At 35.4% G+C, this 23,133-nt stretch carries 44 protein-coding genes; 11 read left to right on the plus strand and 33 right to left on the minus strand.

Annotation, left to right across the window (positions count from 1 at the left end):
- The 22 genes from IHV10_RS22115 to IHV10_RS22220 all read right to left on the minus strand — a co-directional run.
- Positions 1-1,539, minus strand: a 1,539-nt coding sequence (locus tag IHV10_RS22115; RefSeq protein ID WP_370629689.1) for a terminase TerL endonuclease subunit, incomplete at its 3' end; no start/stop codon positions are given.
- Positions 1,517-1,861 carry a hypothetical protein gene (locus IHV10_RS22120; protein WP_197134650.1) on the minus strand — a complete coding sequence of 115 codons (345 nt, stop codon included), beginning with the start codon at positions 1,859-1,861 and terminating at the stop codon, positions 1,517-1,519. The genes IHV10_RS22120 and IHV10_RS22115, both read right to left, overlap by 23 nt.
- A 95-nt stretch (positions 1,862-1,956) precedes the next feature.
- Positions 1,957-2,253, minus strand: a complete 297-nt coding sequence (locus IHV10_RS22125) for a hypothetical protein (protein WP_197134653.1) — start codon at positions 2,251-2,253, stop codon at positions 1,957-1,959.
- Positions 2,246-2,392: a hypothetical protein gene (locus IHV10_RS22130; RefSeq protein WP_197134656.1), complete on the minus strand. Its 147-nt coding sequence runs from the start codon at positions 2,390-2,392 to the stop codon at positions 2,246-2,248. Before IHV10_RS22130 ends, IHV10_RS22125 begins: the two co-directional genes overlap by 8 nt.
- A gap of 17 nt (positions 2,393-2,409) precedes the next feature.
- Positions 2,410-2,613 (minus strand): DNA translocase FtsK, encoded by a 204-nt coding sequence (locus IHV10_RS22135; RefSeq protein ID WP_231619658.1) that lies wholly within the window; start codon positions 2,611-2,613, stop codon positions 2,410-2,412.
- A gap of 2 nt (positions 2,614-2,615) precedes the next feature.
- Positions 2,616-2,942, minus strand: coding sequence for an HNH endonuclease (locus IHV10_RS22140; protein ID WP_197134662.1), 327 nt, complete (start codon positions 2,940-2,942; stop codon positions 2,616-2,618).
- Between the two features lie 255 nt (positions 2,943-3,197).
- Positions 3,198-3,740 carry a tyrosine-type recombinase/integrase gene (locus IHV10_RS22145; protein WP_197134665.1) on the minus strand — a complete coding sequence of 181 codons (543 nt, stop codon included), beginning with the start codon at positions 3,738-3,740 and terminating at the stop codon, positions 3,198-3,200.
- 730 nt (positions 3,741-4,470) lie between these two features.
- Positions 4,471-4,839: an ArpU family phage packaging/lysis transcriptional regulator gene (locus IHV10_RS22150; RefSeq protein WP_197134668.1), complete on the minus strand. Its 369-nt coding sequence runs from the start codon at positions 4,837-4,839 to the stop codon at positions 4,471-4,473.
- Between the two features lie 138 nt (positions 4,840-4,977).
- Positions 4,978-5,268: a hypothetical protein gene (locus tag IHV10_RS22155; RefSeq protein ID WP_197134671.1), complete on the minus strand. Its 291-nt coding sequence runs from the start codon at positions 5,266-5,268 to the stop codon at positions 4,978-4,980.
- Between the two features lie 57 nt (positions 5,269-5,325).
- Positions 5,326-5,583 carry a hypothetical protein gene (locus tag IHV10_RS22160; protein WP_197134674.1) on the minus strand — a complete coding sequence of 86 codons (258 nt, stop codon included), beginning with the start codon at positions 5,581-5,583 and terminating at the stop codon, positions 5,326-5,328.
- Between the two features lie 45 nt (positions 5,584-5,628).
- Entirely contained in the window at positions 5,629-5,856 is a 228-nt protein-coding gene (locus IHV10_RS22165) for a hypothetical protein (protein WP_197134677.1), read from the minus strand.
- Positions 5,846-6,049 (minus strand): hypothetical protein, encoded by a 204-nt coding sequence (locus IHV10_RS22170; RefSeq protein WP_197134680.1) that lies wholly within the window; start codon positions 6,047-6,049, stop codon positions 5,846-5,848. Before IHV10_RS22170 ends, IHV10_RS22165 begins: the two co-directional genes overlap by 11 nt.
- A 1-nt stretch (position 6,050) precedes the next feature.
- Positions 6,051-6,386, minus strand: coding sequence for a hypothetical protein (locus IHV10_RS22175; RefSeq protein ID WP_197134683.1), 336 nt, complete (start codon positions 6,384-6,386; stop codon positions 6,051-6,053).
- A 17-nt stretch (positions 6,387-6,403) separates the two neighbouring features.
- A complete protein-coding gene (locus tag IHV10_RS22180; RefSeq protein ID WP_197134686.1) occupies positions 6,404-7,705 on the minus strand; it encodes a 5'-3' exonuclease in 1,302 nt (433 codons plus the stop codon).
- Positions 7,706-7,716: 11 nt separating this feature from the next.
- Positions 7,717-7,944, minus strand: a complete 228-nt coding sequence (locus IHV10_RS22185; protein WP_197134689.1) for a hypothetical protein — start codon at positions 7,942-7,944, stop codon at positions 7,717-7,719.
- A 238-nt stretch (positions 7,945-8,182) separates the two neighbouring features.
- Positions 8,183-8,407 carry a hypothetical protein gene (locus IHV10_RS22190; RefSeq protein ID WP_197134692.1) on the minus strand — a complete coding sequence of 75 codons (225 nt, stop codon included), beginning with the start codon at positions 8,405-8,407 and terminating at the stop codon, positions 8,183-8,185.
- On the minus strand, positions 8,407-8,961 hold the full coding sequence (locus tag IHV10_RS22195) for a dUTP diphosphatase (RefSeq protein ID WP_197134695.1): 555 nt from the start codon (positions 8,959-8,961) through the stop codon (positions 8,407-8,409). The genes IHV10_RS22190 and IHV10_RS22195 overlap by 1 nt, the downstream gene beginning before the upstream one ends.
- Positions 8,958-9,125, minus strand: a complete 168-nt coding sequence (locus IHV10_RS22200; protein WP_197134698.1) for a hypothetical protein — start codon at positions 9,123-9,125, stop codon at positions 8,958-8,960. Before IHV10_RS22200 ends, IHV10_RS22195 begins: the two co-directional genes overlap by 4 nt.
- A gap of 11 nt (positions 9,126-9,136) precedes the next feature.
- Complete coding sequence (gene ssb, locus IHV10_RS22205; RefSeq protein ID WP_197134702.1) at positions 9,137-9,583, minus strand: single-stranded DNA-binding protein; 447 nt, start codon at positions 9,581-9,583, stop codon at positions 9,137-9,139.
- Entirely contained in the window at positions 9,519-9,749 is a 231-nt protein-coding gene (locus IHV10_RS22210; RefSeq protein WP_197134833.1) for a hypothetical protein, read from the minus strand. Before IHV10_RS22210 ends, ssb begins: the two co-directional genes overlap by 65 nt.
- Positions 9,750-9,806: 57 nt before the next feature.
- A complete protein-coding gene (locus IHV10_RS22215) occupies positions 9,807-10,055 on the minus strand; it encodes a hypothetical protein (RefSeq protein ID WP_197134705.1) in 249 nt (82 codons plus the stop codon).
- Between the two features lie 80 nt (positions 10,056-10,135).
- Positions 10,136-10,333, minus strand: coding sequence for a helix-turn-helix transcriptional regulator (locus IHV10_RS22220; protein ID WP_197134708.1), 198 nt, complete (start codon positions 10,331-10,333; stop codon positions 10,136-10,138).
- 243 nt (positions 10,334-10,576) lie between these two features.
- Here IHV10_RS22220 and IHV10_RS22225 point away from each other — a divergent pair, with 243 nt between their 5' ends.
- Positions 10,577-10,972, plus strand: coding sequence for a helix-turn-helix domain-containing protein (locus IHV10_RS22225; RefSeq protein ID WP_197134711.1), 396 nt, complete (start codon positions 10,577-10,579; stop codon positions 10,970-10,972).
- A 54-nt stretch (positions 10,973-11,026) separates the two neighbouring features.
- Here IHV10_RS22225 and IHV10_RS22230 read toward each other — a convergent pair whose 3' ends face one another.
- From IHV10_RS22230 to IHV10_RS22240, 3 genes are all read right to left on the minus strand, one after another.
- Positions 11,027-11,209: a hypothetical protein gene (locus IHV10_RS22230; RefSeq protein WP_197134714.1), complete on the minus strand. Its 183-nt coding sequence runs from the start codon at positions 11,207-11,209 to the stop codon at positions 11,027-11,029.
- A gap of 107 nt (positions 11,210-11,316) precedes the next feature.
- On the minus strand, positions 11,317-11,553 hold the full coding sequence (locus IHV10_RS22235) for a hypothetical protein (protein WP_197134716.1): 237 nt from the start codon (positions 11,551-11,553) through the stop codon (positions 11,317-11,319).
- A gap of 134 nt (positions 11,554-11,687) precedes the next feature.
- A complete protein-coding gene (locus IHV10_RS22240; protein WP_197134719.1) occupies positions 11,688-12,878 on the minus strand; it encodes an AimR family lysis-lysogeny pheromone receptor in 1,191 nt (396 codons plus the stop codon).
- A gap of 145 nt (positions 12,879-13,023) precedes the next feature.
- Between IHV10_RS22240 and IHV10_RS22245 the strand changes: the two genes are divergently transcribed.
- From IHV10_RS22245 to IHV10_RS22270, 6 genes are all read left to right on the plus strand, one after another.
- Complete coding sequence (locus IHV10_RS22245) at positions 13,024-13,263, plus strand: hypothetical protein (RefSeq protein ID WP_197134722.1); 240 nt, start codon at positions 13,024-13,026, stop codon at positions 13,261-13,263.
- A 404-nt stretch (positions 13,264-13,667) separates the two neighbouring features.
- Positions 13,668-14,597 (plus strand): hypothetical protein, encoded by a 930-nt coding sequence (locus IHV10_RS22250; RefSeq protein WP_197134725.1) that lies wholly within the window; start codon positions 13,668-13,670, stop codon positions 14,595-14,597.
- Positions 14,598-14,884: 287 nt separating this feature from the next.
- The gene (locus IHV10_RS22255) at positions 14,885-16,024 is read left to right on the plus strand and encodes a ParM/StbA family protein (protein ID WP_197134729.1); all 1,140 of its coding nucleotides are present in this window, start codon (positions 14,885-14,887) and stop codon (positions 16,022-16,024) included.
- Between the two features lie 12 nt (positions 16,025-16,036).
- Entirely contained in the window at positions 16,037-16,462 is a 426-nt protein-coding gene (locus IHV10_RS22260; RefSeq protein WP_197134732.1) for a hypothetical protein, read from the plus strand.
- 34 nt (positions 16,463-16,496) lie between these two features.
- Complete coding sequence (locus IHV10_RS22265) at positions 16,497-16,769, plus strand: hypothetical protein (RefSeq protein ID WP_197134735.1); 273 nt, start codon at positions 16,497-16,499, stop codon at positions 16,767-16,769.
- Between the two features lie 40 nt (positions 16,770-16,809).
- The gene (locus tag IHV10_RS22270) at positions 16,810-16,953 is read left to right on the plus strand and encodes a hypothetical protein (RefSeq protein WP_197134738.1); all 144 of its coding nucleotides are present in this window, start codon (positions 16,810-16,812) and stop codon (positions 16,951-16,953) included.
- Positions 16,954-17,093: 140 nt separating this feature from the next.
- Here the strand turns inward: IHV10_RS22270 and IHV10_RS23000 are convergent, their stop codons facing one another.
- Complete coding sequence (locus IHV10_RS23000; protein ID WP_255552097.1) at positions 17,094-17,219, minus strand: hypothetical protein; 126 nt, start codon at positions 17,217-17,219, stop codon at positions 17,094-17,096.
- Between the two features lie 155 nt (positions 17,220-17,374).
- On the opposite strand from IHV10_RS23000, the gene IHV10_RS22275 reads away from it, so the two are divergent.
- Both IHV10_RS22275 and IHV10_RS22280 read left to right on the plus strand, forming a co-directional pair.
- A complete protein-coding gene (locus tag IHV10_RS22275; RefSeq protein WP_197134741.1) occupies positions 17,375-17,755 on the plus strand; it encodes a hypothetical protein in 381 nt (126 codons plus the stop codon).
- Between the two features lie 5 nt (positions 17,756-17,760).
- Positions 17,761-18,354, plus strand: coding sequence for a hypothetical protein (locus tag IHV10_RS22280; RefSeq protein ID WP_197134745.1), 594 nt, complete (start codon positions 17,761-17,763; stop codon positions 18,352-18,354).
- Between the two features lie 24 nt (positions 18,355-18,378).
- On the opposite strand, the gene IHV10_RS22285 is transcribed toward IHV10_RS22280, so the two are convergent.
- On the minus strand, positions 18,379-18,870 hold the full coding sequence (locus IHV10_RS22285; protein ID WP_197134748.1) for a hypothetical protein: 492 nt from the start codon (positions 18,868-18,870) through the stop codon (positions 18,379-18,381).
- Positions 18,871-19,185: 315 nt separating this feature from the next.
- Between IHV10_RS22285 and IHV10_RS22290 the strand changes: the two genes are divergently transcribed.
- Entirely contained in the window at positions 19,186-19,362 is a 177-nt protein-coding gene (locus IHV10_RS22290) for a hypothetical protein (RefSeq protein WP_197134751.1), read from the plus strand.
- 96 nt (positions 19,363-19,458) lie between these two features.
- Entirely contained in the window at positions 19,459-19,764 is a 306-nt protein-coding gene (locus tag IHV10_RS22295) for a DUF5362 family protein (protein WP_197134754.1), read from the plus strand.
- Between the two features lie 32 nt (positions 19,765-19,796).
- Here IHV10_RS22295 and IHV10_RS22300 read toward each other — a convergent pair whose 3' ends face one another.
- From IHV10_RS22300 to IHV10_RS22315, 6 genes are all read right to left on the minus strand, one after another.
- Complete coding sequence (locus tag IHV10_RS22300; RefSeq protein ID WP_197134764.1) at positions 19,797-20,804, minus strand: LysM peptidoglycan-binding domain-containing protein; 1,008 nt, start codon at positions 20,802-20,804, stop codon at positions 19,797-19,799.
- Between the two features lie 69 nt (positions 20,805-20,873).
- Positions 20,874-21,299: a phage holin family protein gene (locus IHV10_RS22305; protein WP_197134767.1), complete on the minus strand. Its 426-nt coding sequence runs from the start codon at positions 21,297-21,299 to the stop codon at positions 20,874-20,876.
- A 118-nt stretch (positions 21,300-21,417) separates the two neighbouring features.
- Positions 21,418-21,543, minus strand: coding sequence for a CD1375 family protein (locus tag IHV10_RS23005; protein ID WP_255552098.1), 126 nt, complete (start codon positions 21,541-21,543; stop codon positions 21,418-21,420).
- A 40-nt stretch (positions 21,544-21,583) separates the two neighbouring features.
- A complete protein-coding gene (locus tag IHV10_RS23010) occupies positions 21,584-21,709 on the minus strand; it encodes a CD1375 family protein (protein WP_255552099.1) in 126 nt (41 codons plus the stop codon).
- Positions 21,709-22,041, minus strand: coding sequence for a hypothetical protein (locus tag IHV10_RS22310; RefSeq protein WP_197134770.1), 333 nt, complete (start codon positions 22,039-22,041; stop codon positions 21,709-21,711). Before IHV10_RS22310 ends, IHV10_RS23010 begins: the two co-directional genes overlap by 1 nt.
- A gap of 14 nt (positions 22,042-22,055) precedes the next feature.
- Positions 22,056-23,132: a hypothetical protein gene (locus IHV10_RS22315; RefSeq protein WP_197134785.1), complete on the minus strand. Its 1,077-nt coding sequence runs from the start codon at positions 23,130-23,132 to the stop codon at positions 22,056-22,058.
- Position 23,133: the final 1 nt, after the last annotated feature.

Consider the following 23,133-nt stretch of genomic DNA (forward strand, 5'->3'; position numbering starts at 1 on the left):
TTTATCGATTTTCATATATTCAATGTTTCCATTGCCTTTTTCATCTTTATAAACGTTACCTACGTACCATCTCATTAAAGGATCATCACTGAAAACGATTGTTCGTTTAACAAACATCTCTTCAACCATTGGTGCTAACATAGCATGTGTGGCCGGACCTTTTCTCACGATTTCAACTTCAAACCCTGCTTCTTCAAAGGCTTCTTTTAATATCGTTGAACGATATAAATCCATACATACTTTTTTGATCCGATAGGTTTTATTCATCTCAAGCAACCAATTTACAACATGACTTGCATCTATTGATTTCTCATGAACAACTGTTAATAGCTTTTTCTTAATGGCCAAGTCTATAATTTCTTTGTTTATATCCTGAAGTTTTGGGGCTGTATGATGCATGAAAGTATGTTGCTTCCAGTAGCGTTTTCCACCTGATTTGAATAATACACCGACAGAGCAAAAGTCTCTTATCTGAGCAAAGTCAATTGCCCCAATAGCATCCAATCCTTGAACATCTTCTGGGAATGGTTGATCAGTCGCTAATCGTTCTTCGTATGTGGCGACTTCTTTACGTGCATCCTCTACTGGGAAGTTCATTCGTTTTGTCATAAACTCTGTTCGTAAGGCACTATTGATTTGCATGTCATGATATTCTTTTTTCATTTCATGCTGCAGGTTTTCATTGTAACGGTATGAAGGATTCGCTTTTTCCCATTTGTCCATATCGTCTACTTCAACTTCTTCATCAAGCTTACATATGAATGGGAACAATGTTGATTCTGGAAGTTCTTTATTAAGGACCATCTTGGCTTCTTCTTTTAAATCATCAAGAACACCGCCCCTGACATATCCGTCTGTAGTGATATAGAAAACTCTAGGATCTTTCTTCTTCCCTAAACCAGACGTAAAAACTTTAATGTTGCTATAGTCTTCGTATTCATGGATTTCATCAAAGACGACGGCTCCACTTCGTTTTCCATCTTTTGTTCTAGCGTTAGACGTATTGAATTCTAGAGTGGACTTTGTTTTCTTGTGTTGAATCATAACTTTCGAACGATAGAAAATCTTCTTCATTTTCGACCAACAAGAATCTAATACTTCGTATACATCATTGAATGACGTTTTTGCTTGTTTTTCAGAAGTGGCCACAATATCAATATCGTAATTTTTAACTCCAAGATGTCCTGTTGTCATATAGAAACAATCGTAAGCAATGTATCCATTCTTTCCGGCACCGCGACCAATTTCTATGAGGTAACGATCAAAGACCAATCGCCCATCATCATATCTGACTCCAAAAATGAAAGCATTACAAAAACGCTGCCATGCATAGAGTTTAAAAGGAAAATATTTAGCTGGTATATCAACGGACTTTTCAATTGCTTCAGCATCGATAATTACATTTGGTTGCGAAAGTTTCCAACGAAGGAATTTCATTAAAGCTTTCTGTTCAGCACAAGCTTGTATTTCTTCGTTTTCTACCATCCTCATGTATTCATCAATGTAAGGATGAAAGTTATACGTCTTCGTCTTCATCATCATTATCTTCTGGAAGTTTATCGATTAGAGAAAAGAGTTTATCGTATGCTGTAGTGTACCTATTCATCATGGTGTTATATGTTTTCTGAGCCGGACTCTCAATCTCCATCTTTTGTTTTCCTTGTTTGAAAATTTGAACAGGACCTTTTGCTTTTATTTTCTCTTCAAGAATCTGCAATTGTATCGTCATAAAGGCTACTCGCTCAATCATTTCTTTTGCTACTTCTTTTCTGTTTTCATCCAAATCAATAAAGATTTCATTCAGTCTTTCTGACTCTTTCAAAATCTTCTCATTTTGCACTTTTTTAGTGAGTTTTGCCACGATACCACCCCCTATGCTTTTGAAAAATTTCAAAATTTATTTTTTTCGCTCTCCCATCCCCGTTGAAAGGTTTCCCTAAAAATGGCCGAATTTTTTTACCGGGGGGTATTAGGATTGAAAATATCTTTTAACTTTCCGGGAAAAAAATTAAAGAGATCGATATCTTGTTTCGTTTCTCCCTCGCCGATAGTTATGATGCAACTCATCTCTGAGTCACGAATCAGTTCTTCTTTTACAATGGTTAATTCTTTGATGATAATATCTAAATCATTTGCATTAAGAGTTCTCGGTACTAATATAGCTGGACTCGCAAATCTATTGAGATTAAACGTTTTGTTTTTTATCTCTCCACCAATATAAGCACCTGTTACTTCCGTTTTCTTTTTAAACATTCTTCTTTCCGCCTTTCTTTCCTAAAGCTTCTTTCATGAATGCTGCTCTGCATTTATCTTTAGTGCAATATAAATTCCAGTTCTCTGAATGCTCTTGGTCCATACGATCACCACAGCATGCACACTTAGCTTGCTTCACCTTAACTTCTCCTTTCATTAGACAAGAACTTGTCTTTGTCCAAACTTATTAGCTGCTGAAATATACCCTGACTCTTCTAGACGTTCGATGATCTTAGCAGCTCTTGTATATCCAACACGAAATCGTCTTTGTATCATTGAGGTACTAACGTACATGTACAGTTGAATATAGTCTGTCTTAAGCCATGCAACTGCATCGAGATAAAGTACATCATTCTCCATTGCTACCATCTCTCCTCATTAACAAACTTTGGTTTAGCGTTTGGTTTGTTTAACTCCCAAATACTTAACCGATCATGTTCTTCGTTATGACATGTGTTACACAAGCTCTTAAGATTATCTAAGGATAAAGCAAGTTCTGGATGATCCTTAACCTCTTTCATGTGGTGAACACAATCAGCTTTTCGATACTTACCTTTGTCTTTACACTTCTGACATTCGTTATTATCTCTTCTCAATGCCTCAAGTCTTAAGCTCATCCACGCTCTACTCTTATAGAACTTCATAAGGTTATTTGCTTTTATCAAACTAATAATCTCTCTAACTTCCACACAATCACTCCAATAAAAAAACAACCTCAAATGAGATTGTAAGAACTACATTTTTTGTATCTTATTTAGGCTCTTATATTTGGCTTTTAAGCCCCTTTAATATGTGTTTGAATTATCTATATCCTATATTGTGTATAATTCACTACAAGCCCATTATGTCAGTTACATCATAGTTTCATGCCCTCTCCTAAATATCAATTAGACAACTATCTTTTTGTGGCTAATTAATATCAGCAAATAAAAAAAGAATGGTGTTTACCAGTCTATTTTACGTTGTAGTTCATTCAGATTATCTTGCTCAATTCCAATGTATCTCATCGTCTCTTTTGGATCAGAATGGTTCAACATCTTTTGAGTAGCTGCTACGTCTTTGAACTTCTTATAGTGATGATAACCATATGTTTTTCTCAAAGAATGAGTTCCGATTCTTTCAAGTCCAAACTCATCTGCAATCTGATTTAAAATCACATAAGCCATACCTCTTGTGATTGGTTGATTCTTTCCATTACGACTTTTGATTAGAAACTCATCATTGGGTTTTCCTTTAACGTATTCCCTCATTGCTTTCTTCAGTTCAATCGGCATCTTCACTTCTTTTACTTTTCTGGTCTTCTTCTCTCTTATGAAGATATCCCATCCTTGAACATCTCTAACTCGTAAACGTAAAATGTCCGAGATGCGAAAACCTGTATAAATACCGAGTAAAAACAGAATGTAATTTCGATCACTTGTTTCTTTTAAATACAGCTTAATTTCATCTAATAATTCTTTACTTCTGATTGGTTGAACGAGGTTCATAGTTTCTTCACCACCTCCTTCACCAGACAAGGATCACAATAATGAGAATGTGGTCTGTCTTTAATAATTGCTTTACATTCCATCCAGCGTTTTGGATTCTTCATTCTTAATCACCCCTTTCTTGTTATGTCTCTGCTCTTACCTGGTCATTGCAACCGTTTTGCCCAAAACTCAATAATTTTGCAACCAACTAGTTTACTTGAATGGCTGCAGTCTAACAAATTAGTAAATCGATGAAAATCGAAGTAAATGAGAGATTGAACATTTCCTAAAACTCATATCATTTTCGATTATTTCCCAAAACAAAAATCAGCCTATTTGAACGAATTCAGCTGATTTTGGGGTTTCGTATAAAATTGTGGTTCCTCAAATGGGCATTATGTTTACTTATCAATAGTAAGTTTTTATTTTTGACTGATTTTACAAGTAATTCAACAATGAAATCATTCATTGTTCAGTTACATTGTAAAAACAATGGGAGTGCTTTTACCTCCTCGCCTCGCCTTCCACCTACGCAACAAAGTGCTAAGATACAAAATGTACCCTCAATGGATCGAGAGCGTTCAGTATTTGATAAGGAAGTTTATAATTTTAAACGCTTCTCCCAGGAGTAAATAACTCCTAGGAATAGCGTACAAATTATTCAAAAAATAATAGTCCCCGATTTTATCCCTGTATTTCTCCCCTAATTTGTCCCCTCTTTTATCCATGTTTTTATCTAAAAAAGCACTCATATAATTCTGAGTGCTGTGGCGATCTGATTAATTGCTGACCGTTTAATAATATAATATTGGTCTTTATTGAGCCCCATATCCGTATACAGGGTTATATCCTTTATATTAATTCCCTTAAGGAACTTATTTTCAATAATATATCGTTCTGTTTCATCTAATGCGTTTTCTAAAGCTCGTGCAATTTGTTTTGCTTTTAAATCATTCTCTTTTACCTTACTTCCATCTAAAGAGGTAAACAGTGAATCAATCATACCCTCATTTTCTTGTTCAATCCTATTTAATTGAGACACTTGAAGAGCTCTGTACCTCTTGAGTTCCTTAGCTACTTCTTTTTCTACTCCTTTTTGGTCAGTTACAACTGTCATAAAAAATCCCCTTTCAATAGGTACTACACAAAAGGAATACACTTATCCACGGTTTCCACAATGCACTGTGGATAAGTGTACACAAAACGCAACTTTAATGTTCAAAAAATATATTGCTAAGCATTAACGAAATGTTCATTAGCACAATGTTGTAGTAGCTATAAACGGTGTTCCTTCCCAATAAGTGTTCACAATTTCTTGAACAGAGATCAACCCTTCTTCATCTTCGCCTCTTCTGACTTTCTTATCCATTGGCACAATTTCAATATCATCATCACTGTATAGTTCATCTTCGCTTATTCCGTATTCATTCATGTACCATGATTTTGCTTCTTCCAACGAATAAGCTGCTACAGATTCATCATCACTTATTTGGAAAACCAGCACATCTTGTAGCCCTTTTTCTTCAGCCACTTCTAATTTTTTCATAACTCAATTCCTCCTTTTATTTGTTACGCATTTTATGTCTGTTCCTTAACGGAAAGTTCAGTACCTTAATTCAAAGAACTTCTCCATATTCTTTTCTGACACACACACTTCAATTTCTTTTTGGTCAATTCTAAGTTCAACGTCATAATGATTCTCAAAATTATCAATGCTACTACAACCCATTGATGCAATAACACCTTTCGCGCCAACAGGGATTTCTATTGTTTCCGTTATCTCATAACCATCATCATGTTTATGGGCTTTAAAAGTTTCCTTCACTTCAACAGATTCAACATTTTCATATTTATATTCCATTCATTTCACTCCTTCGCATAATGTTTCGAATAAGATATAACGTATTCAAACCCTTACTACTGAAATTTTCCCTACATCTAGTCCGAGTAAGTCGGCAATCTCTTTTGCTTCTTTAATATCAAATATTCGTTCTGCTTCTATTATGTTTTTGGTAAAACTGTAGTCATATAAGCTTCCAACAAAGTATACGTATTCAATATCAGGCATTTTACCTTTCTTATGTATAAAATTCCTGTGGTACACTACATATTCATTAAAATTTTTATTCGTCATCTTCATCCAACCTAAAACCAACAGTACAATTTTCTGGATTTTTTCTTGAAGCCAATCTTCTCTTGGCTGTTGGTGTAGTTAACCACTCAATATATTCCTTCGTAACTTTTAATTCGACAGCACACTCTTCAGAAGTGCCCATTGCAAGTAAACTTTCGCCTTTATATACTGCATACTCTCGCTCTGATTTCATATCAAACCTTATTCTCTTGTTTCACATTTTTTCTATTCCATTGTTCTGAATGACTGTACTCAAAATGTTCTGATTTGCAGAAGGGACAGCTATTAACTTCTATTCCTACTGGATCATCTTCTACCGCAAATCCTTTTCCGCAATCATTGTTGTAACAAGTGTAAATGTCCCAAAAGTTAGATAAGCGTTTAGTCTTTTTCTCTGATAAGAGTTCTTGGTTGGTTTTTGTTGTGTTCATGAGTGGATTCTCTACTCTTTCATGACCTAACTTTTCACGAACATCATTGATGCTGATTTTCCCGGCTTTTACCTGCTGATAAAGTTCCTCTTTTGTCATTTTTGGTCTTCCTCTCTTTATGCGGTCCTTAAAAGGCTTTTAAATCCGAGCCATTCGAACGCTTTTTTCTTTCCGACCTGATTTATATTTAGTTTGAATTCGTTAAGGTCAATGCAGTTTAATTCAGGAATGTCTTTAATTATTGTTACAAGCTCTTTGCTTAGAGTGGCCATTTCTTTATCGCTTTCAAATTTTGCTATGTATCTTTGAAACGGCTTTTCGAAATTTTCTAGGTTCTCATATATTCCATCTAGTGAGCCGAATTGCTGAATTAATGGAAATACAGCTTTTTCTCCAACACCTTTAATGCCAGGAATGTTATCACTCGATTTTCCGGTTTCGCCAAGAATGGCTTTTACGTCTATCCACTGTGATGGAGCAATTTCATACTTGGCTTTAAATGATGCAGCGTTAAATGATGTATCCTCTTTGTTTTCATAGATGATTTGCGTTACTTGATTCTCTTCATCAAGCAGTTGGTGAAGATCTTTATCATTCGAATAGATAAAGACTCTTCCTTTATTCTTGGTTCTCCATGTTTCTGCAACCGTCCCGATAATGTCATCAGCTTCGTATCCTGGTATTTTCAATTGAGAGATGTTCATCATTCTTAGCATTTCTTCTGTGGTCTCATATTGTTGTTTCAGTTCAAATCGCGTTTCATCTCTTAGTCCTTTATAATCTGGATACAGTTTTCTTCTAAACGTAGAATCTCGGCTTACGTCCCACGCAACTAAAACATGAGATGCTCGCGTTTTTTGAATGAGCACTTTAAGTTTTTTAATGAATACATGTACACCGTTTGTATAAAGTCCCTCATCATTCTGTAGAAGGTCTCCTTTAAAGCTTGTTGCAAAAAAGCCTCTAGACAATAGATTTGAGCCATCAATTAGAAGTAGTGTTTCGTTTGTGTCTGTTGGTTCTGTTTTTGCTTCGAATACTTCATTCTTTCCGAAAGTAAATGTGATGTTCCCAGCAGATAGATCAACGGCTTTAATAGCGTTATGATCTTTCCTATTACACAAAACTTGTCCTACATTCTTATGAAGCAATTTAAAGGCATGAACAGCATCACTTTGATTTAATCGAATAAGACCAAAGCACTGAACCATATCTTTAATTGATTCAATTCTGAAATCTTTGTCTTCAAAGGTTTCTTCTGTGAGGTGAATAATCAGTTCGTTATACCGTGGATTGTATTCGATGCTATCTAAAGACTTGTTGGCTGTTTCAAGTCTGTTAATAATCGTTTGAAGCTCACAACATAAGGTTTTCGCTGTTGGCAGATGACTCGCCATTTTAACTGAAAAATGTTCCATGATCTTATCTCCTAAAAGAATGCTAATTGTCCGGTATCGGTTTCTCGATGATTAACAACTTCTTCTGCAATCTGGAACAACCGGGAAGGCAGCATCGCAAAGTGTGATTTTTTATTACTGTCTGAACGGTAGCAATAAACATGGTTTTTCTTTGGATCAGTGATGTAGCAATGATCTCCGACTTCTAAGTTGATAGTTCCTCCATCATCGATGCAAGTGGCTTTATATCTCCTATCCATCTTTAAATCTCCTTACTGATATAAGATTTAGTCTTGTATTTCTGACATGATTTCCATTTGCCTTGGTGTGGGATCTCAGTCTCTGTTGTTAAATGGCATGAGGGTATTCGGTTTCGATTAGTAAAGTAGCAGCATGATCTACACGTTTTGTTAGAAGGTCCAGGTCCAAACGCCCTCCTCATTGGGTTGAGGTTGCTAATCCCCCAATCTCGCGAAGTCAATGCTGCTGTTTTTTGAATCATGACAAAAGCTTATGTAATGCTTTTTTAGTGTAAGGTGGATTCATCTGGACCCTATTAACAGCAATGTTGGCAGGTTCTTCAAAGAATGCGATATACCCTATCAACTCATTTACAAAGAAATACTTTTTCTTCAGCTGCTCTTTTGTTTTGGACTTCTTAGCTTTTTGGGAGGCTACAACCAATCTAGATCGTACTCGTTTTAATTCATTAAGCTTGTCCATTAATATCCATCCTCCTGACGTTGGAAGTTCACTTTGTTCTTTTCAAAATAGGCACTTTCTATTTCTTTAGTGGTAAATCCTAACGACTTTCCAAGCGCGAGATAATGGTTAAAAAGCACTCCGTAGTAAAATGACTTAATATGATAGTTTTTAGCTTTTTCTAACTGAGCAATGAGGGTATATGTTTCTCTGAACATTGTTCCAGGATTATTTACTTTCACAATTGTAGGTTCAAAAGTGGAGAGTCCGATTTCTAATCCTTTTTCTAAAAGAAAGTGAAAACCATCTACATATTCTTCAAGTAGTGGATTTGTAACAATCTCAAACGCCCCACCAGGATTTCCAAATGCAAACTCTACTTTTTTAGTCACCGGAGTTCGCTTTTTACTCCATTGTTTAAAGCCTCTCCACTCATTAGCGCACTCACCGACTTCTACATAAAAAGCGAGTGTTAAATTATCGCTGAATTCTTTGCTGTTAGGATCTAGGTTATGCTCTTGTATGATTCTGGATCTTAAAGATTCTTGCGTTTCAAACATCAAAGGAATATTCATTTCATTTTCTCCTTCATTCTTTTTATTTTCTTGGCCATATCAACTCTTTGCTTTTCGCATCCATCAATATCAATGACAATAAGTATTTTATTTAATCTGCTGACACTTACTGTTTTTTGTTTTGTAATCTTTTTCAACTCTTCCCGAGCTTCCTTACGATTCATATGATCATCTCCTAAAATGGCAATCCATCATCATCTATTGTCCCCTGATGGTCACTAGCAAAAGGATCAGCGCTGTAATCGTACGTACCGTTGTATGAGTTGTTTTGTTGATGTTGATTCTCTTGTGTATTGCCCTTGCTTTTAGGTTCTAAAAACTGTACTGATTCAGCCAAAACTTCCGTTACGTAAACACGTTGGCCTTGATTGTTCTCATAGCTTCGTGTTTGAAGTCTTCCATCAACACCAGCAAGAGATCCTTTCTTCAAAAACTTAGCTGCATTCTCGGCAGGTTTTCTCCAGATAACGCAGTTGATAAAATCTGCCTCTCTTTCACCTTGCTGATTAGAGAAGGGTCGATTAACCGCAAGAGTTATTGAACAAACTGCTATACCATTAGGGGTGTACTTTAACTCTGGTGCCTTGGTTAAACGTCCCACTAAAATTACTCTGTTGAGCAATATCATCACCTACTTTTTCATTAATAAAATCTCTATCTTTGTACCGCGAATACTCTGTTTCTAATTCTGAAAGCGTCATGGTTCTAAGTAATTTCTTACCGCGAGTACAGGTTTCAATCCCCTTAATACTTAATTCGTGAATTATGCATTGCCTTCTTAATTCCATCACTTCACCCTCTCAAATAGTGTACATATAATCAATATAGTTACACAAAACGTGTAACTAATTTGTAAAAAAAAGCAGCTCTTTATCTTCGTTAAACTTAGGTTTTTTCTTTCCGCCTTTATTGACACAATCAATTCCCCAATAGGAGGTACAAAACTTAGCTACTTTGCAGTTCTTTAAGCAGAAATAAAGATCATCCTCTTCTTTCATCCATTGTGGGCGATTATCTACAATTTCCACATTAGAAGCATTATGTAGGTTTATTGCCCTATTTTGACTCTGAACTAATCCTTTTGTAGCATTCAAGTTTTTCCCTCCTATTTTAAATGTACCCGTAATGAGTAACTTTTCTAGTTAATAAAAATGTTTCATTTTGCATATACTTATTACAAAATTAATCTCTTGGGTTCAAACTCTAGAAGGGTTGATATCTTTATAGCTGTTTTTAAGCTTGGTGTCTTCTTACCAGATTCAATTGCAGCGTAATGTGGTCTTGTAATATTGGCATATAAAGCTACCTCGGCTTGTGTAAGTTCCTTTTTCATCCGTTTTTTCTTTAACCAATCTCTTCGAATTTGAGACATAAAACCTCCTAATGTTGCAAATTGAAACATTATCCTAAGGCAATTATATATTCTATTAGAATACAAAACAACAAATTTTTTGAAAATTTTGTAGTACTTTTTTGCTATTTGTTCAATCAAAAGTGTTGCTTTTTGAGACAAAAATGTTGCATAATGAAAATTGTAATCTGTCAGATTACATTGACTATAGACAAAATCACAACTTGTTAACACATTTTAGTAGAGATATTTATGGAGGTGGAAATGATGGAGACAAGTATTAATGAGAAAAATAGACCGTTTGAAGGTAATAGGTTAGCTTATTTGAGAAAAAAGAGGAAATTAAAAGTAGATGCAATTATTAAAAGATTAGGTTGTGGTAGATCAACTTATACAAATTACGAATTAGGTTATAGATCTCCAAAAGCACAAAGATTAAATTTATTAGCTGATATTTTTGAAACATCTACGGATTTTATATTAGGACATACAGATGATGAGACACCAAATAAAGATAAGATAACTGATGCAAGAGGATATGTAGAAGCGATTAGAAATGCGCCTAAGTTAACTTTTCAAGGGGAACCTATACCAGAAGATAAAATTGATCAATTAGCAGATATTATAGAAATATTTTTAAAACAAAGTGTTAATAAGTAAATTATTCAATTATAAAATGCAAAAAGCTCTGGATAGTCAGAGCTTTTTTTCTATTTAAGCAATTAATTTTTGTTTGCTCTCTGATACTAGATGTTCATGTAATTCTTTTGTTATGGAATGTTCTTTCAAAAGTACGTCATAAACCTCAGCCATCTCGATTTGCTCTCTACCTTCTGAGGTTAATCTATTAATAACTTGTACCATTTTCTTTAAAACCGCCTCAACTGTCATCTCCATTTATAAAAGCCCCCTCTAATGTTTAGCGTTTTTCATTTTTAAAAAAGACTAAATAACTCTAAAAATGCATAATGACACCACTGTAATCAGTGATGTCATCATATATCCTACAATCCTCCGCCACCTGGGTCGGATTGGATATTATAGTTTGGTTCAGCTGGTTTCAAGGTTTTTAAGCCTCCACCACCTGGATCATAAGCAACTTCAGTTTTTCGGAACTTTAGTCCGCCTCCGCCTGGGTCGCTATTAATTGCCGTTTTAACAACAGGGGTCTTAGAGCTAATAAACCCGAAACCTCCTAAAATTACGGCTGTGATCATTACTGGTAAAAAGAACTTTTTCATTCTTTTCCCCCTCATACAAGAATCTACAAAACTCTTCATTTCGAAACATAAAATAAGAATTTTGTACCCTTATTGTAGCATAGGCGAGTTTCTAGTCAACAAATTTTGCTAAATTTATTTATTTATGGATTATTTTAGTTTATTTTGGGATTTAGCATCCCGAGTTTCATCATAGGTAAGTTAGCGTAGAACTTATCTCCTTTTTTCTCGTATGCTCTCCAGGACTCAATCATTAGATCTCCATCATTCTTAATACACGCGGAAAGATAGAGTTGGAATGGTGTTAAGATGCCTTCTTTATTTTTTATTTCTTCTATCAATTTATCAGCCTCGTCTACATTTCCTCTTTTGTAGTATAAAAAGGCTTGTTCAGCTTTATGTTCTGGATTTAATGTCTCTAGATTTCTATCCCAAAAGATTTTTACAAAATCTAGAGTGTTTTGAATGTTTTTCTTTTTTTCTTGAAAGGGATGTGTGGATCCAAATGGATATTTATTTATCTCAGAGATTGCTGCATTTAGATACTTAATGCTTTTATCAGCACTTTCGAAAATATAACTTTGACCGATAACATAATAAGCAGCTTGCGAACAAAAAGTGGCTCCCCACGATTTCTTTTCAGCTTTCAGCATTTTCTGTACGACTTCTCTAGCCTCTTGTGGTTTATTACTGTACAGAAAAGAGTATGCATATATTTCATCCACTCTATATTGAAATGCTTCTCTAATGAAATCGTTTTTAATGTCTCCGACTGCTTTATTGAGATCATCTGTCACCTTAAACATGCCGTCATATTCTTGCATATCGTAGATAGCATACATGTTAATGATTTTCGTTAAGATTTCCATCTCTAAAGACTTAATGTTCTTCTTCAACAAAAGTTGATTTAAGTCATCTAGAAGCTTCTTGCCTTTTACTTGTTTGGTTTCACGATTATATATCAAATCATAAACACGAGCAGTTTCTCGATTTGCTCCGTTAATGGATTTTTTTTCATTTTCAACAAGTTCTCCTAAAAGATCGTAGTTACCTTGTCGATCTGAATACTCCAGAGCTGTTCTTAGATTTTGTTTTCTTTTTGTGAGTCGGCAAAATGAGCTTAGCATTTTATTTCTGATTTCAAATTCATTTTTTTCAGAGTATATAAAATCTACAAGCTTAACAAAATTAGGATAAAAAATTTCACTGGTTCCAGAGTAGTATTGTGATACGGCCCCAGCAGTAAGATTGAGTAACTCGGCAATTCTAAGATCAACAATTCCTCTCTTTTTTTGATCTTCATGAATCCTTTCCATGAGTTCTTTCATGGTTTTTACTGTTTCCAACAGTTCCACCTCACCGACTAATCTTATTACGCTTAACTATTAAAGATAATATAACATTTAGTGTCAGTATTTGTAAACATAAAACTAAAAAACACTAAACATTTATAGTATAATGAACCTAATAATCGCCAGTGGGGGAAGTATTATGATAAAAATCCATTTTACACTTGGAAATACCTTAGAAGAGTTAAATGTCACTCAGTATCACCTCGCTGTGAAATCACAAATGAGGGCTAATACAATTTACGATATGGTTGCTAATAAAAGTAAGAGTGTCAATCTTGCTACTCTAACCTCTGTTCTTGATACGTTAAATGAAATTGCCAAAGAACAAGGCATTGCTAGAAAAATCGACGTTAAAGATATATTTATTTATGTCGGTTGATGTGGTCTAATCTTAACACAAAAACCAACGTTTTAGAACATACGTTCGTAAAAAAATGTCGAACATCATACATAAACAACAAAAAAGCGATAGATCGTTTAGGATCTATCGCTTCTTAATTTCAAATAATTCAGTTGCAATTCGTGTATATCTTGAATTATACTGGTACCAAGAATCATATAATTTTAACGAATTGAGTCGTACATAATCGAAAAAAATCTATAGAAAAGACAACACCCGATGGCGGGAACCATCGGGCAGGCAAATCATTTTGGACGAATGATTAAATTTGTCTTAATTATACACTACTCTTTTGTTTGAATTCAAGAGTTTTGGTGTATTTTTAATATGCAAATTTTGCTAGCTATTTGTTGTCTTTCTGAATAACAGGAGGACTATTTTTTATGTCTATTAATTCTGCACGTATGATTGCAAATGATAATTCATTAAATTCTGCAAATGTACCCCGAAAATCACTTATTCCATTCGATCCACAACAAGTGGACAAGCTTCTCATGCCTAAAAACCATTCACGTATTGTTACCAGTGATGAATACGTGAAGATGAGCAACACTAAAAACTATACAAACTCCAAAAAAGAACAACAAGCTATGAAGCTTAAACTAGTTGATATTGTTAAAAATGCTTATGAAAAGAATGACCCAGATAAATGGTATCGTCTCAGCAAAGAGACAAGAAAGACTATTGATCGATGGGCTTTTCTTGCTGCTGAAAAAGGTTTCTCATTTGCATCTGCAGAAGCACTTGCTAAATCATATGGTGTTCATCCAAAAACAGTTCAAAACGTTTGGAAGTTTCTTAAAGATGCTGGTGTAATTTACATACTTAATTTTCGTGCAAAAAATGGAAATGGTCGTAGAGGAACTATCACCCTTTTTATGGCTCACCCTTATTTTGAACAATGGGCTAATTTGTTAAATTTGAAGTTTGTTTTGCCTCAAGATTGCGAACAAGATTGCGGACAAGAAAACGTTCAAACTCCTTGTCTCCCTAAGGTTGAAGAAGGAGAAAAAAACTCTACCATATCTTTACCTTCATCTTTTAAACAAGAAATTACTATAAATAACGATTTCGCCAAAATTGTTAAATATGTCTCTTTAAAGCTAAAAGATAATCCTAAAAAGATTACGCATTATTCTTCATACATAAACAGAGTAATGAATGATTTACATACACAAGCATTATGTACAGATCCAGAGACTCTTAAACTTCAAAAAGAATATCGTGAACGTTTACGTAATAACACTCTAGAACGTCAGAAGACCGTCCCTAAACGCCCTGTAGGCTATGATTGGGTAAATACTGGGGCTTAGTTTCCTATTTTCATAATAGAGCCACACTTGCAACACCTCTCCCCCACTCCTATTAAGCTATCGTTATGTCTTAGTGTCTTTCTGTCGCTGAGATATTTCGAGAAATAGCTTAAAAGAGAGGATAAGGGAGAGGTAGATCAGTAGCATGTCAGTGATACAATTTGGTTCTCTTCAGGAACAAAATAAAAGGTGTACCTTTTGGTGTACTTTTATCTTGCTAAAGGTGTACCTTTTGGTGTACTATTAAATCAAGGTAAATAAAACCATTTCTGAGGAGAGTGTTTTTCATGATTAGAACAGCTGCTATCGATGCTGGTAATGATTCTTTAAAAGCGATTTTTGGTGATATCAAAGCTAAGCCTCTCATTATTCCGAACGTTGTATCCAAATTGCAGGAGAGAAAGACGGTCGATGACACAAACGATCCTTTAGATGAGCTGCATGTGAAGATTACATCAAGTGCTTTGAAAACTTCTGGGACTTATGCGGTCGGAAATCTTGCTGCTAAAAGAACAGACAATGAACATATCCGATCTAATGCATTTAAGAGTGAAAACGACCAAACTATCATCTTGATGCTTACTGCTCTTGCGATCGATGCGGCAAAGAATAATCTAAAGGATAAAATCGTGAACGTTAAATACGTTCTGAGTACTGGATTACCTGTAGATGAAGCTAAAATTGAAGGCCAAAGAAAAGCGTTCAGAGAAAAGTTAATTGATGCAACTCATGAGGTAGTTTTTGAAAAGACTCCTAAGTATGGTGGTCGCATGGTCAAAATAGAATTCGAAGAAGTTTTTGTAAATGTTGAAGGATATGCAGCCATGATTAATATGACAATGGATGATCAGTTTAAGCCGGCTAACTTAGATCTAATGAAGAAAACAATTCTTATAAACGATATGGGTGGGAATACAACCGATAAAGCCGTTATAAAGAATGGGAAAATTGATAATGATTATTCAAATGGCTCCTTGCTTGGTGTAGGAAATTATTTAGATGACATTATTGAAGATGTAAATCGAGAGTTTCGTACAAAAGCGTTTAAATCCAGAAGAGAATTAGTGGAATGTATAACTCATGAGGATGATAAGGAGCGAAATTACATTTGGTCCACTGGGAGTGCGCAGTCCATAAAAAGTATTGTTGAGAGCCATTTTCAAATCCTTGCGAAAGAACAATACGATGAAATCGAAAGAACTTGGAATCGTGTAGGGAGGATGCATGCTGTATACAACGTTGGTGGAACAGCTATCCTTATCCAAGATTATCTCGAAAAAGAAAATGAAGCTCGAAACAAGTATGAAATGCATTTTCTAGAAAGCGATGAGAGCATTCATAGTATTGTAAAAGCCTACTATAAGATGCTGATTTTACAGGCTAAGAAAAAAGGTTTGAATATTGAAGAAGCAATACCAACAGCATAAGGGGTGGAACTTGTGCCAAAATCAGTGAAAAAATTAGCTGCAGGTAACAACATAACCATAAAGTTACCTGTAGATATAACTCATGATGTCCTCGCGTTTATTAATCAAGAACGCGAGGTCTCCAGGAATAAGTTCCTCGCCAGTGCGCTTATTAATGGCTTGAAGGACAAGATGCAGGAAGAACTTAAGCAGGTGAAAGTAACTCTTCCCTTAGAAGTTACTGAGGATCAGCGTAAGCAATTAAATAGTCCGCATGTTGAACGAGCACTTGCTGCATTCGCTCAAACAATAATCGGCACTGGAACCATGCCTCTTATACACTCAGTACCTAAGAGTGAAAGTGAACTCGAAGTAAAAACTGAGAAAGACGTAGATCAGTCAGATGAAGAGCTGGACTTCTCAATCTACGATGATTTACTGCCGCCAGATGACGAATAAGAAGCATTATGTGCAGTAAAGGAGGAAAAAGACTGTGAGCATTCCTTGGTATATGTCTGATTCGCGTTTTGAACCTGGAACCGTTGCAGATGTCGGTTACTCTATTCGACTCATATTATCTAATCCCGAACCTAAACCTAACGAATGGCGTTTACACTTGGCTATAAGGACGAGGAAAACCGACGGAGTTAAAGATTATCTTATTAGACCTGCAAGAGTCGCCACTTTCAAAAAATGCCAATCGTTAAAAGAGGCTCAAGAACGTGCTGAACAATGGTTTTCGAATTGGCGGAATGATTTGTTTTAATGCATATTTCGTTGATTGACCGACAAAAGGAGAGATTAAGTTGGAAAAACATTTAGAGCGATTAAAAGAAGAACTAGATATGTTCTCGGATGAACATCCTACAATTACTGTCAGCAGAAAAGATCTGGTGCAGCTAATTGAACAGATAGAGCGATTAAAAAAGGAAAACGAAAACCTTAAATAAACTTTTTAAAAAGACCTCATATTACCCCAGTATAAAGGGATTATTGAGGTCTTTTGCATTTTTTGCATGTCGAATTTAATGTATACGTTTTACTGTGTTATTTATTATTTTATGTAATACATACGGTACGTGAAATTATATTATTTCTTCTTCTTTGAAATCGTAACCCCTAGAATTTTCCCTGACCCCTTCTTCGATTGCTTCACAAATCCTGCTAAATCCTTTTTAGTTAGTCCGGCTTCTTTTAAGAGATTTCTTCTAGCCATGTGTTTCTCCATCCCTTCAATCTATAGTTTGGTAGCATTATGTACACTTTTGAGCAAATTTATACGTTCTAGGTTGGCTCTTGTCGCAATAGATTAATAACTAAATGACGTTATATCGCTGAGATAAAACTGATGTTGTTGAAAGGACGATGTTCATGGAGTACTTTAACCCTATGCTTAATGATAAAGGTAAGGATAATGTTAAATTGAACGATAAACCACGCAAGACCAGGAGTGATAAGAAGTATCCAGTGAAGATTCCCCTTACTCTTGATCAGCGTATTCAACTAAAAAGAATGGCTCATGCTCGTAATACATGGCCGACTCCCCTTGCTGGGGAACTAATTAAGAAGTATTTAATCCGATCGTATGATTATCCTGCAGTAACTTATAAGACTAGTGCTAAGCATGCTGAAGCAAAATTAGAGAAAGAATATTATGATCTATTAATCCAGTATTCTATTGAATGGGACACGAGTATACGGCAGGCTGCGCATCGTATTTTTACCGAAATACTCCACAGAGAAAGCGAGTGATCTTATTGCGCGCCTACAGTAATCTCAACCTAATTGGAGAAGAGCTAAGTCTGTTAAAACCAATGAGTGAAGCAAAGGGATTCCTTAATAAAATGCTTGATGGTTGGCTGTACTCTCCAACTTCACGAGTCACACTAAAGATCCCTGTACCTGGTCATATGTATATACGTGCTCGTTGCTTTTGTGATGATGTAAGCGAAGTACAAGGTGAACGTTTTCGGCATGTGCAGCTGATTGATATTCTATATCACGACTTTCTATACTTTATTCGAAAAAACAATGATCCTCAAAGCATTTATAACATGTTACGACTCAAGGATGGGACGATCGTTATATCAGAGCATGAAGATGAACGTATCATTGATACACTGGATGATGAATCTGATTACATCGCTGAATTCTCTTATAGCATGGCTAGAAAGGATGCTCTTAGAGGTGAATATATTTTAAGTGATTTATCAAAGGTCTATCCCGATCACGACTACACTTTAGAACGTGTTATACAAATTCTTTATTGCGATTTTATAGACGAATACAGCAAGGGTAAGATGCAGAATGTTGTTGAGAGGATTATAAATTACAACCAAAAGAACAATTAAAAAAACAGCCATAATGGCTGCTTTTTACTTTCCAAATAACTTGGCCAGAAATCCTTTCTTTGTTTCCTTCTCTTCTTGAGCTGCAGCTAATTGTAAAACCTCTTCATTTGCAGCCTGATTTAAACGAATAACTTCTATGAGTTTTTGATCACGTTCTTCTATTCGAGTATCCAAGAATTTTTGTTGCTCGTCCATCTTATGAATCAATGTCTTAATTAACTCTGTTTGTTTTGATAATAATTCATTTTGATTATCGATTTGTTCCTGCAACTCTTTTATATCATTGTTATAACGCGTATTATCCTTTCGTTTATCCATGTCACGAGGTGACATATCAGACTGTTCAAACCACGTCATTACAGCATTCGCGGACTGTTCTAGTGTCATGTCACGGTTATTTTTAACTTCGATGAATCTTTTTAGAACTATAACATCTTCATTTCGATACCATCTTTGTCCTTTATTTTCATCAAAGTGGTAACCGGCATTTTTTAAAATACCAACGTATTTCCTCAATGTTTATTCCTTTATATCAAGTAATGTACTGACATCTGAAGGATTCATGATGATTTGTTTATCGTTTGTATCGTTTGACACAACACTTCCTCCTATCGTTATATCACTGATATTTATATTAAAGTATTTTGGACTTTTTTTATTAATCCTGCAACTGATTTATAATAAGTGTGTAACCTAATAAGGAATAGAGAAAAACGGCTTCTGAAATTGCTCTGTATGCAACGATAGAAAGGAGTTGAAGGGTATAGTAACCCCCTGAAAATGAGTGAAATAAAGGTTATTCGTGAAAAAGGTTATTACTGTAGCTTTTGTATGGAGGAAGTCGGAAAGGGCATTGATCGAGTGGCACCAGTTTACGATTGGCAAGATCCGGATAAGGAGGTTGGATATTATTGTCCTTATCACTGGCAACAGGTTTACGACTTTGAACAGAAGCAGAAACATGCCTATGAAAACATGCATAACAAATATAAAACAAAAGATGGTTAAATAGGGTATAATTGGTGTATCACAACATAACAAAGGCAGGCGAAAAATCACCGAGTCTTTGCTTCCTTAATTTAAAATAATTATAGGGGTGCATGCATGTTTAAAGAGGGAAAATATAAGTCTCAACGACAGCCTAAACGACACCTTTTAACTACAACTGGCGCGTTTCTTATATTGGGAGGGTTTTTAATTAGCCTAACCATTATAGGAGCTATATTAGGAATACCAATGATACTTGTAGGAATCAGCATATTATTTTTAAAATCGCGAATTAAAGTAAAGACAATTGAATGTAACCTTTGTAAAAATATAAATAAGGTTGAATTAAAAGTTGAACGATTTAATTGCGAACACTGTAATAAAACCCTTCTTCAAGATTATGGTGAATGGATAGAAATATAAAAAGCCTACCTCATAAAGAGGTAGGCTTTTTATTAATATCCTTTTGATTTTAAAACTGCTTGTAGTTTTGTTCTTGTATTCGGTCCAAAAATACTATCTATTTCTTGTGGAGTATATACCTTCTGGAATCTTGTGAGTGCATCCTGAGTTTTTGGACCCCATATACCATCTTCAGCACCACATTTAAAGTTTGCTGCATTAAGAGCTTTTTGAAGTTTCAGGATCTCTTGTTTTGGATTTAATTTCCCTTTTCCTATAGTAACTGTAGGCATAGGATATTTATATTCATTTTGTGGCTTCTTTGGAGTTGCTGGAGGCCTTGTGTAGATGTTCTTCGATTTTCCTAGTTTAATAATTTGTCCTACTTCTAACTCCTGTGGTTTAATGCCAGGATTAGCAGCAATCAAATCCTCTAAAGTTAGATCCTTTAATTCATTCGCGATTGCCCATAATGTATCTCCTTCCTGAATGGTATAAGTATCTGGAAGTGGAGAAGGTTTCGATACGTTTAAAGGTTTGTTATAAAAGAATGCTGCCTTGTAGTCAAATTGGCAACAAGGTTTCCAGGAGTAACCTGGCATTTGATTATGCGCTTTATCATCCTTTCCTATTCCATCTCTTACTAGTGCAGCATGTAATTCAGAGATTGATAATAAAGTAGCTTCAGACAATTCTTCCGTACGATAGTCACCAGAAACACAAATTCCTATTGCTGATTTATTGCTATCTCCAACATGATAAGACTTAACACCTGGATTATGACACCATATAATCTTTGCTCTTGTCCTTCCATCTGGACCTTTTATAAGGTTCTGTGGCTCGATTACAAAATGATAACCGATTCCTGGCCAGCCGTTTGTACCTACATGAAAACGTGCAAATGCTTCTGCAGTAGATCCGGCTAAGCTTGATTTTGTTAAACTGTGATGCCACACCCTTACAGTCTTTGAATTCACACCAAGATCAACATACTTACCTTTGTGCGGTAGTTTTCCGCGCATATCAACTAACTGTTGTAATTTCTCAAATGAATAACTCATAGTGGCTCAACTCCCGTTTTTTATTGTTAAAATGAAAAAGACATCCTGGAGTGCAGGATGTCTTAATGATTAAACTGTTTTCTTTTCGTCCTTACCTCTTAAAACAACAATTGCATTTCTTACAGGGTCAGGTATCGGTACGCCCATTCTTCCAACGTTCTCGGTGATGCTGAGAAGTTCATTTAGGAAATAGAAAAGGATCGCCGCGTTCATGATCATAGCTTTAGATTCCATGCCAAAATGAATTAAGTACACATCTAGGAAGTGAGCTACAACAATTACAGCGTATATAGCTACTTTTCTTCCAATCCCTTTGAATCCGACTTTGCTTTTTAGTTGCCCTTCATATGCTGCAGCTGCCATGCCTGTTGCGTAATCCATACAGGACGTTACAATAAGTAGTAAAAGGGTTGGTGGCGGTGGCCACTCGCCAAATAAGTACTGACCGATAATAGCCAGTGTAGGAACGCCAATTTGAAAAAGTTTCTCGTACATAATTCACCGTTCTTCCTATAGTTTTTTGCATAAAAAATACACCTTATAAAAGGTGTTAGTTTCGCATCATGATCCAAAACCGCATTATGAAGGCATAAAAAATACGCCCTCATTGGCGTTATTGTGCTAATTCTCCAAGCTCAAGAGCTTCAAGTTCAGATTTTACTTGCGGTTGTAGTGTTACTGGTACTTGGCTATATGTTTTATACCCTCGTACGATTAAAGTCACGTATACAGTTACCATATCCTTGTCCACCTCCTTCCAGAGAAGGTAAACGATCATTCTAATTTTGTGTAGCAGCTTCATTGTCTAATAACTCCTGAACCTCTGCTCTGTGGATCTCTGGCACCTGTTCAATGGTCTTTGCTCCGGCTTTAATGAGCTTATAATAAATATTTACGATCACCATTAGGCGGTACCTCCTAGGATTAGTTCATAAAGTTCTGTTATGGCCAACATATTTGATACATTATCTTCTTTGGAAACTGTAAGTTCTGCTTCCAATTGCTGAATTCTCTCTTCTGGACTTAACTGACGGTCAGAATACTCATAAAAAAGTTGTCCGGTTTCGAGATTATAGTAAAGATTCGGTGTTTTTCCAGCTTGTAAAACTGGTTCAGGAATCTCTTCAATCTCAATCCAATTTAGTAAATCTTCTCTTGGTATTGTTTCAGGCTCGTTGCATTCTACTATTACTGGGGCAATCCCACTAGTTACTATTCCGAGTTTGATTAAAATCATTGCACATACCTCCTTTATTGAATGGTAAATCCAGCTTTTGCGCGTTTTACTTTCCACGCTCCTTCAGAGTTGGAGTAAATATATTCGTTAGTAGTTTCATTCCATTGAAGTACATTAATGTTATAATCTAGCTTTAGCCCATATGGAAGATCTACAAAAGTTAATAAATCAGATTTTTTTAATAAACGTAGTACACGTGGGCTGTTTGACCCTCCTTGATAGAAGACACCTAAATAATCTGAATTATAGTCATACATTCCTGTTAAATTACTATAGGAGTCTGTTAAAACCCTTACAGATTGCTCTTTGTTCATATCACTTAATCTATACTTATGAATGTACTGTCCTCTAATTTTGTAAAGATATGAGCCAATGATGATATTTGTCATTGGGCTACTTGATACACCCTCGTTTTGATTCTGTCCTAATTTCCATATTGGTCCATTCATTGTTTCCATATCATAAAGTACTGTTTTATATGGTGATACACCACCCTCTAGGGATGCATGATTAAACATAACAAAGTACCTTCCTGCTACAAACGAATAATCGTTATTCCATCTGGATACAGTTGTCATTTGGGCTACAATGCTCAAATCAGGATTTAATTTGTAAAGTATTTGTGTTGAATCGTCATATGCAAAAATATATTTCCCATCCCTAGATAAAGTTACAGTTGCAAGATATCGAGAAAAGGAATTTATAAGGGTTCCAGTGTCCTTGTTATACCTTTTAAATGTTCCATCATTCATATAAATATATGGCTGGCCGGGAATAATAAAAAGTTGATTAGGATAAGCCGATGAGTTCAACCCACCAACACTCAAAACTTGTTTATAACTTAGATAGTTTATAGATCCATCCCATATACTTTTGTATAAATATCGTGCGCCTGATGATGTGCTGTATCCGCACGTCCACAGTGTTCCGTCGGTATCCATGACCATCCCATCAATACGCATATCTGTTGAGTAAACCAATAAGTCCTGGACTGGAACAACCGTTATGCCTAATTCATGAGGTAGAAAATTGTAACCTTTACGATATTTACTACCTCCAAAACTCCCACCATGATCTCTTAAATCAATCATA

Source organism: Fictibacillus sp. 5RED26 (genome assembly GCF_015903895.1).
GTDB classification, from domain to species: Bacteria; Bacillota; Bacilli; order Bacillales; family Fictibacillaceae; genus Fictibacillus; species Fictibacillus phosphorivorans.

Excerpts from the sequence above, each read along its gene's own strand:
- IHV10_RS22125 (WP_197134653.1), bottom strand. The coding sequence starts at position 2,253 with ATGTTTAAAAAGAAAACGGAAGTAACAGGTGCTTATATTGGTGGAGAG.
- IHV10_RS22135 (WP_231619658.1), bottom strand. The coding sequence starts at position 2,613 with ATGGAGAATGATGTACTTTATCTCGATGCAGTTGCATGGCTTAAGACA.
- IHV10_RS22145 (WP_197134665.1), bottom strand. The coding sequence starts at position 3,740 with ATGAACCTCGTTCAACCAATCAGAAGTAAAGAATTATTAGATGAAATT.
- IHV10_RS22150 (WP_197134668.1), bottom strand. The coding sequence starts at position 4,839 with ATGACAGTTGTAACTGACCAAAAAGGAGTAGAAAAAGAAGTAGCTAAG.
- IHV10_RS22155 (WP_197134671.1), bottom strand. The coding sequence starts at position 5,268 with ATGAAAAAATTAGAAGTGGCTGAAGAAAAAGGGCTACAAGATGTGCTG.
- IHV10_RS22160 (WP_197134674.1), bottom strand. The coding sequence starts at position 5,583 with ATGGAATATAAATATGAAAATGTTGAATCTGTTGAAGTGAAGGAAACT.
- IHV10_RS22165 (WP_197134677.1), bottom strand. The coding sequence starts at position 5,856 with ATGACGAATAAAAATTTTAATGAATATGTAGTGTACCACAGGAATTTT.
- IHV10_RS22170 (WP_197134680.1), bottom strand. The coding sequence starts at position 6,049 with ATGAAATCAGAGCGAGAGTATGCAGTATATAAAGGCGAAAGTTTACTT.
- IHV10_RS22175 (WP_197134683.1), bottom strand. The coding sequence starts at position 6,386 with ATGACAAAAGAGGAACTTTATCAGCAGGTAAAAGCCGGGAAAATCAGC.
- IHV10_RS22180 (WP_197134686.1), bottom strand. The coding sequence starts at position 7,705 with ATGGAACATTTTTCAGTTAAAATGGCGAGTCATCTGCCAACAGCGAAA.
- IHV10_RS22185 (WP_197134689.1), bottom strand. The coding sequence starts at position 7,944 with ATGGATAGGAGATATAAAGCCACTTGCATCGATGATGGAGGAACTATC.
- IHV10_RS22190 (WP_197134692.1), bottom strand. The coding sequence starts at position 8,407 with ATGGACAAGCTTAATGAATTAAAACGAGTACGATCTAGATTGGTTGTA.
- IHV10_RS22195 (WP_197134695.1), bottom strand. The coding sequence starts at position 8,961 with ATGAATATTCCTTTGATGTTTGAAACGCAAGAATCTTTAAGATCCAGA.
- IHV10_RS22200 (WP_197134698.1), bottom strand. The coding sequence starts at position 9,125 with ATGAATCGTAAGGAAGCTCGGGAAGAGTTGAAAAAGATTACAAAACAA.
- IHV10_RS22210 (WP_197134833.1), bottom strand. The coding sequence starts at position 9,749 with ATGGAATTAAGAAGGCAATGCATAATTCACGAATTAAGTATTAAGGGG.
- IHV10_RS22220 (WP_197134708.1), bottom strand. The coding sequence starts at position 10,333 with ATGTCTCAAATTCGAAGAGATTGGTTAAAGAAAAAACGGATGAAAAAG.
- IHV10_RS22225 (WP_197134711.1), top strand. The coding sequence starts at position 10,577 with ATGATGGAGACAAGTATTAATGAGAAAAATAGACCGTTTGAAGGTAAT.
- IHV10_RS22230 (WP_197134714.1), bottom strand. The coding sequence starts at position 11,209 with ATGGAGATGACAGTTGAGGCGGTTTTAAAGAAAATGGTACAAGTTATT.
- IHV10_RS22235 (WP_197134716.1), bottom strand. The coding sequence starts at position 11,553 with ATGAAAAAGTTCTTTTTACCAGTAATGATCACAGCCGTAATTTTAGGA.
- IHV10_RS22245 (WP_197134722.1), top strand. The coding sequence starts at position 13,024 with ATGATAAAAATCCATTTTACACTTGGAAATACCTTAGAAGAGTTAAAT.
- IHV10_RS22250 (WP_197134725.1), top strand. The coding sequence starts at position 13,668 with ATGTCTATTAATTCTGCACGTATGATTGCAAATGATAATTCATTAAAT.
- IHV10_RS22255 (WP_197134729.1), top strand. The coding sequence starts at position 14,885 with ATGATTAGAACAGCTGCTATCGATGCTGGTAATGATTCTTTAAAAGCG.
- IHV10_RS23000 (WP_255552097.1), bottom strand. The coding sequence starts at position 17,219 with ATGGCTAGAAGAAATCTCTTAAAAGAAGCCGGACTAACTAAAAAGGAT.
- IHV10_RS22275 (WP_197134741.1), top strand. The coding sequence starts at position 17,375 with ATGGAGTACTTTAACCCTATGCTTAATGATAAAGGTAAGGATAATGTT.
- IHV10_RS22290 (WP_197134751.1), top strand. The coding sequence starts at position 19,186 with ATGGAGGAAGTCGGAAAGGGCATTGATCGAGTGGCACCAGTTTACGAT.
- IHV10_RS22295 (WP_197134754.1), top strand. The coding sequence starts at position 19,459 with ATGTTTAAAGAGGGAAAATATAAGTCTCAACGACAGCCTAAACGACAC.
- IHV10_RS22300 (WP_197134764.1), bottom strand. The coding sequence starts at position 20,804 with ATGAGTTATTCATTTGAGAAATTACAACAGTTAGTTGATATGCGCGGA.
- IHV10_RS22305 (WP_197134767.1), bottom strand. The coding sequence starts at position 21,299 with ATGTACGAGAAACTTTTTCAAATTGGCGTTCCTACACTGGCTATTATC.
- IHV10_RS23005 (WP_255552098.1), bottom strand. The coding sequence starts at position 21,543 with ATGGTAACTGTATACGTGACTTTAATCGTACGAGGGTATAAAACATAT.
- IHV10_RS23010 (WP_255552099.1), bottom strand. The coding sequence starts at position 21,709 with ATGGTGATCGTAAATATTTATTATAAGCTCATTAAAGCCGGAGCAAAG.
- IHV10_RS22310 (WP_197134770.1), bottom strand. The coding sequence starts at position 22,041 with ATGATTTTAATCAAACTCGGAATAGTAACTAGTGGGATTGCCCCAGTA.
- IHV10_RS22315 (WP_197134785.1), bottom strand. The coding sequence starts at position 23,132 with ATGATTGATTTAAGAGATCATGGTGGGAGTTTTGGAGGTAGTAAATAT.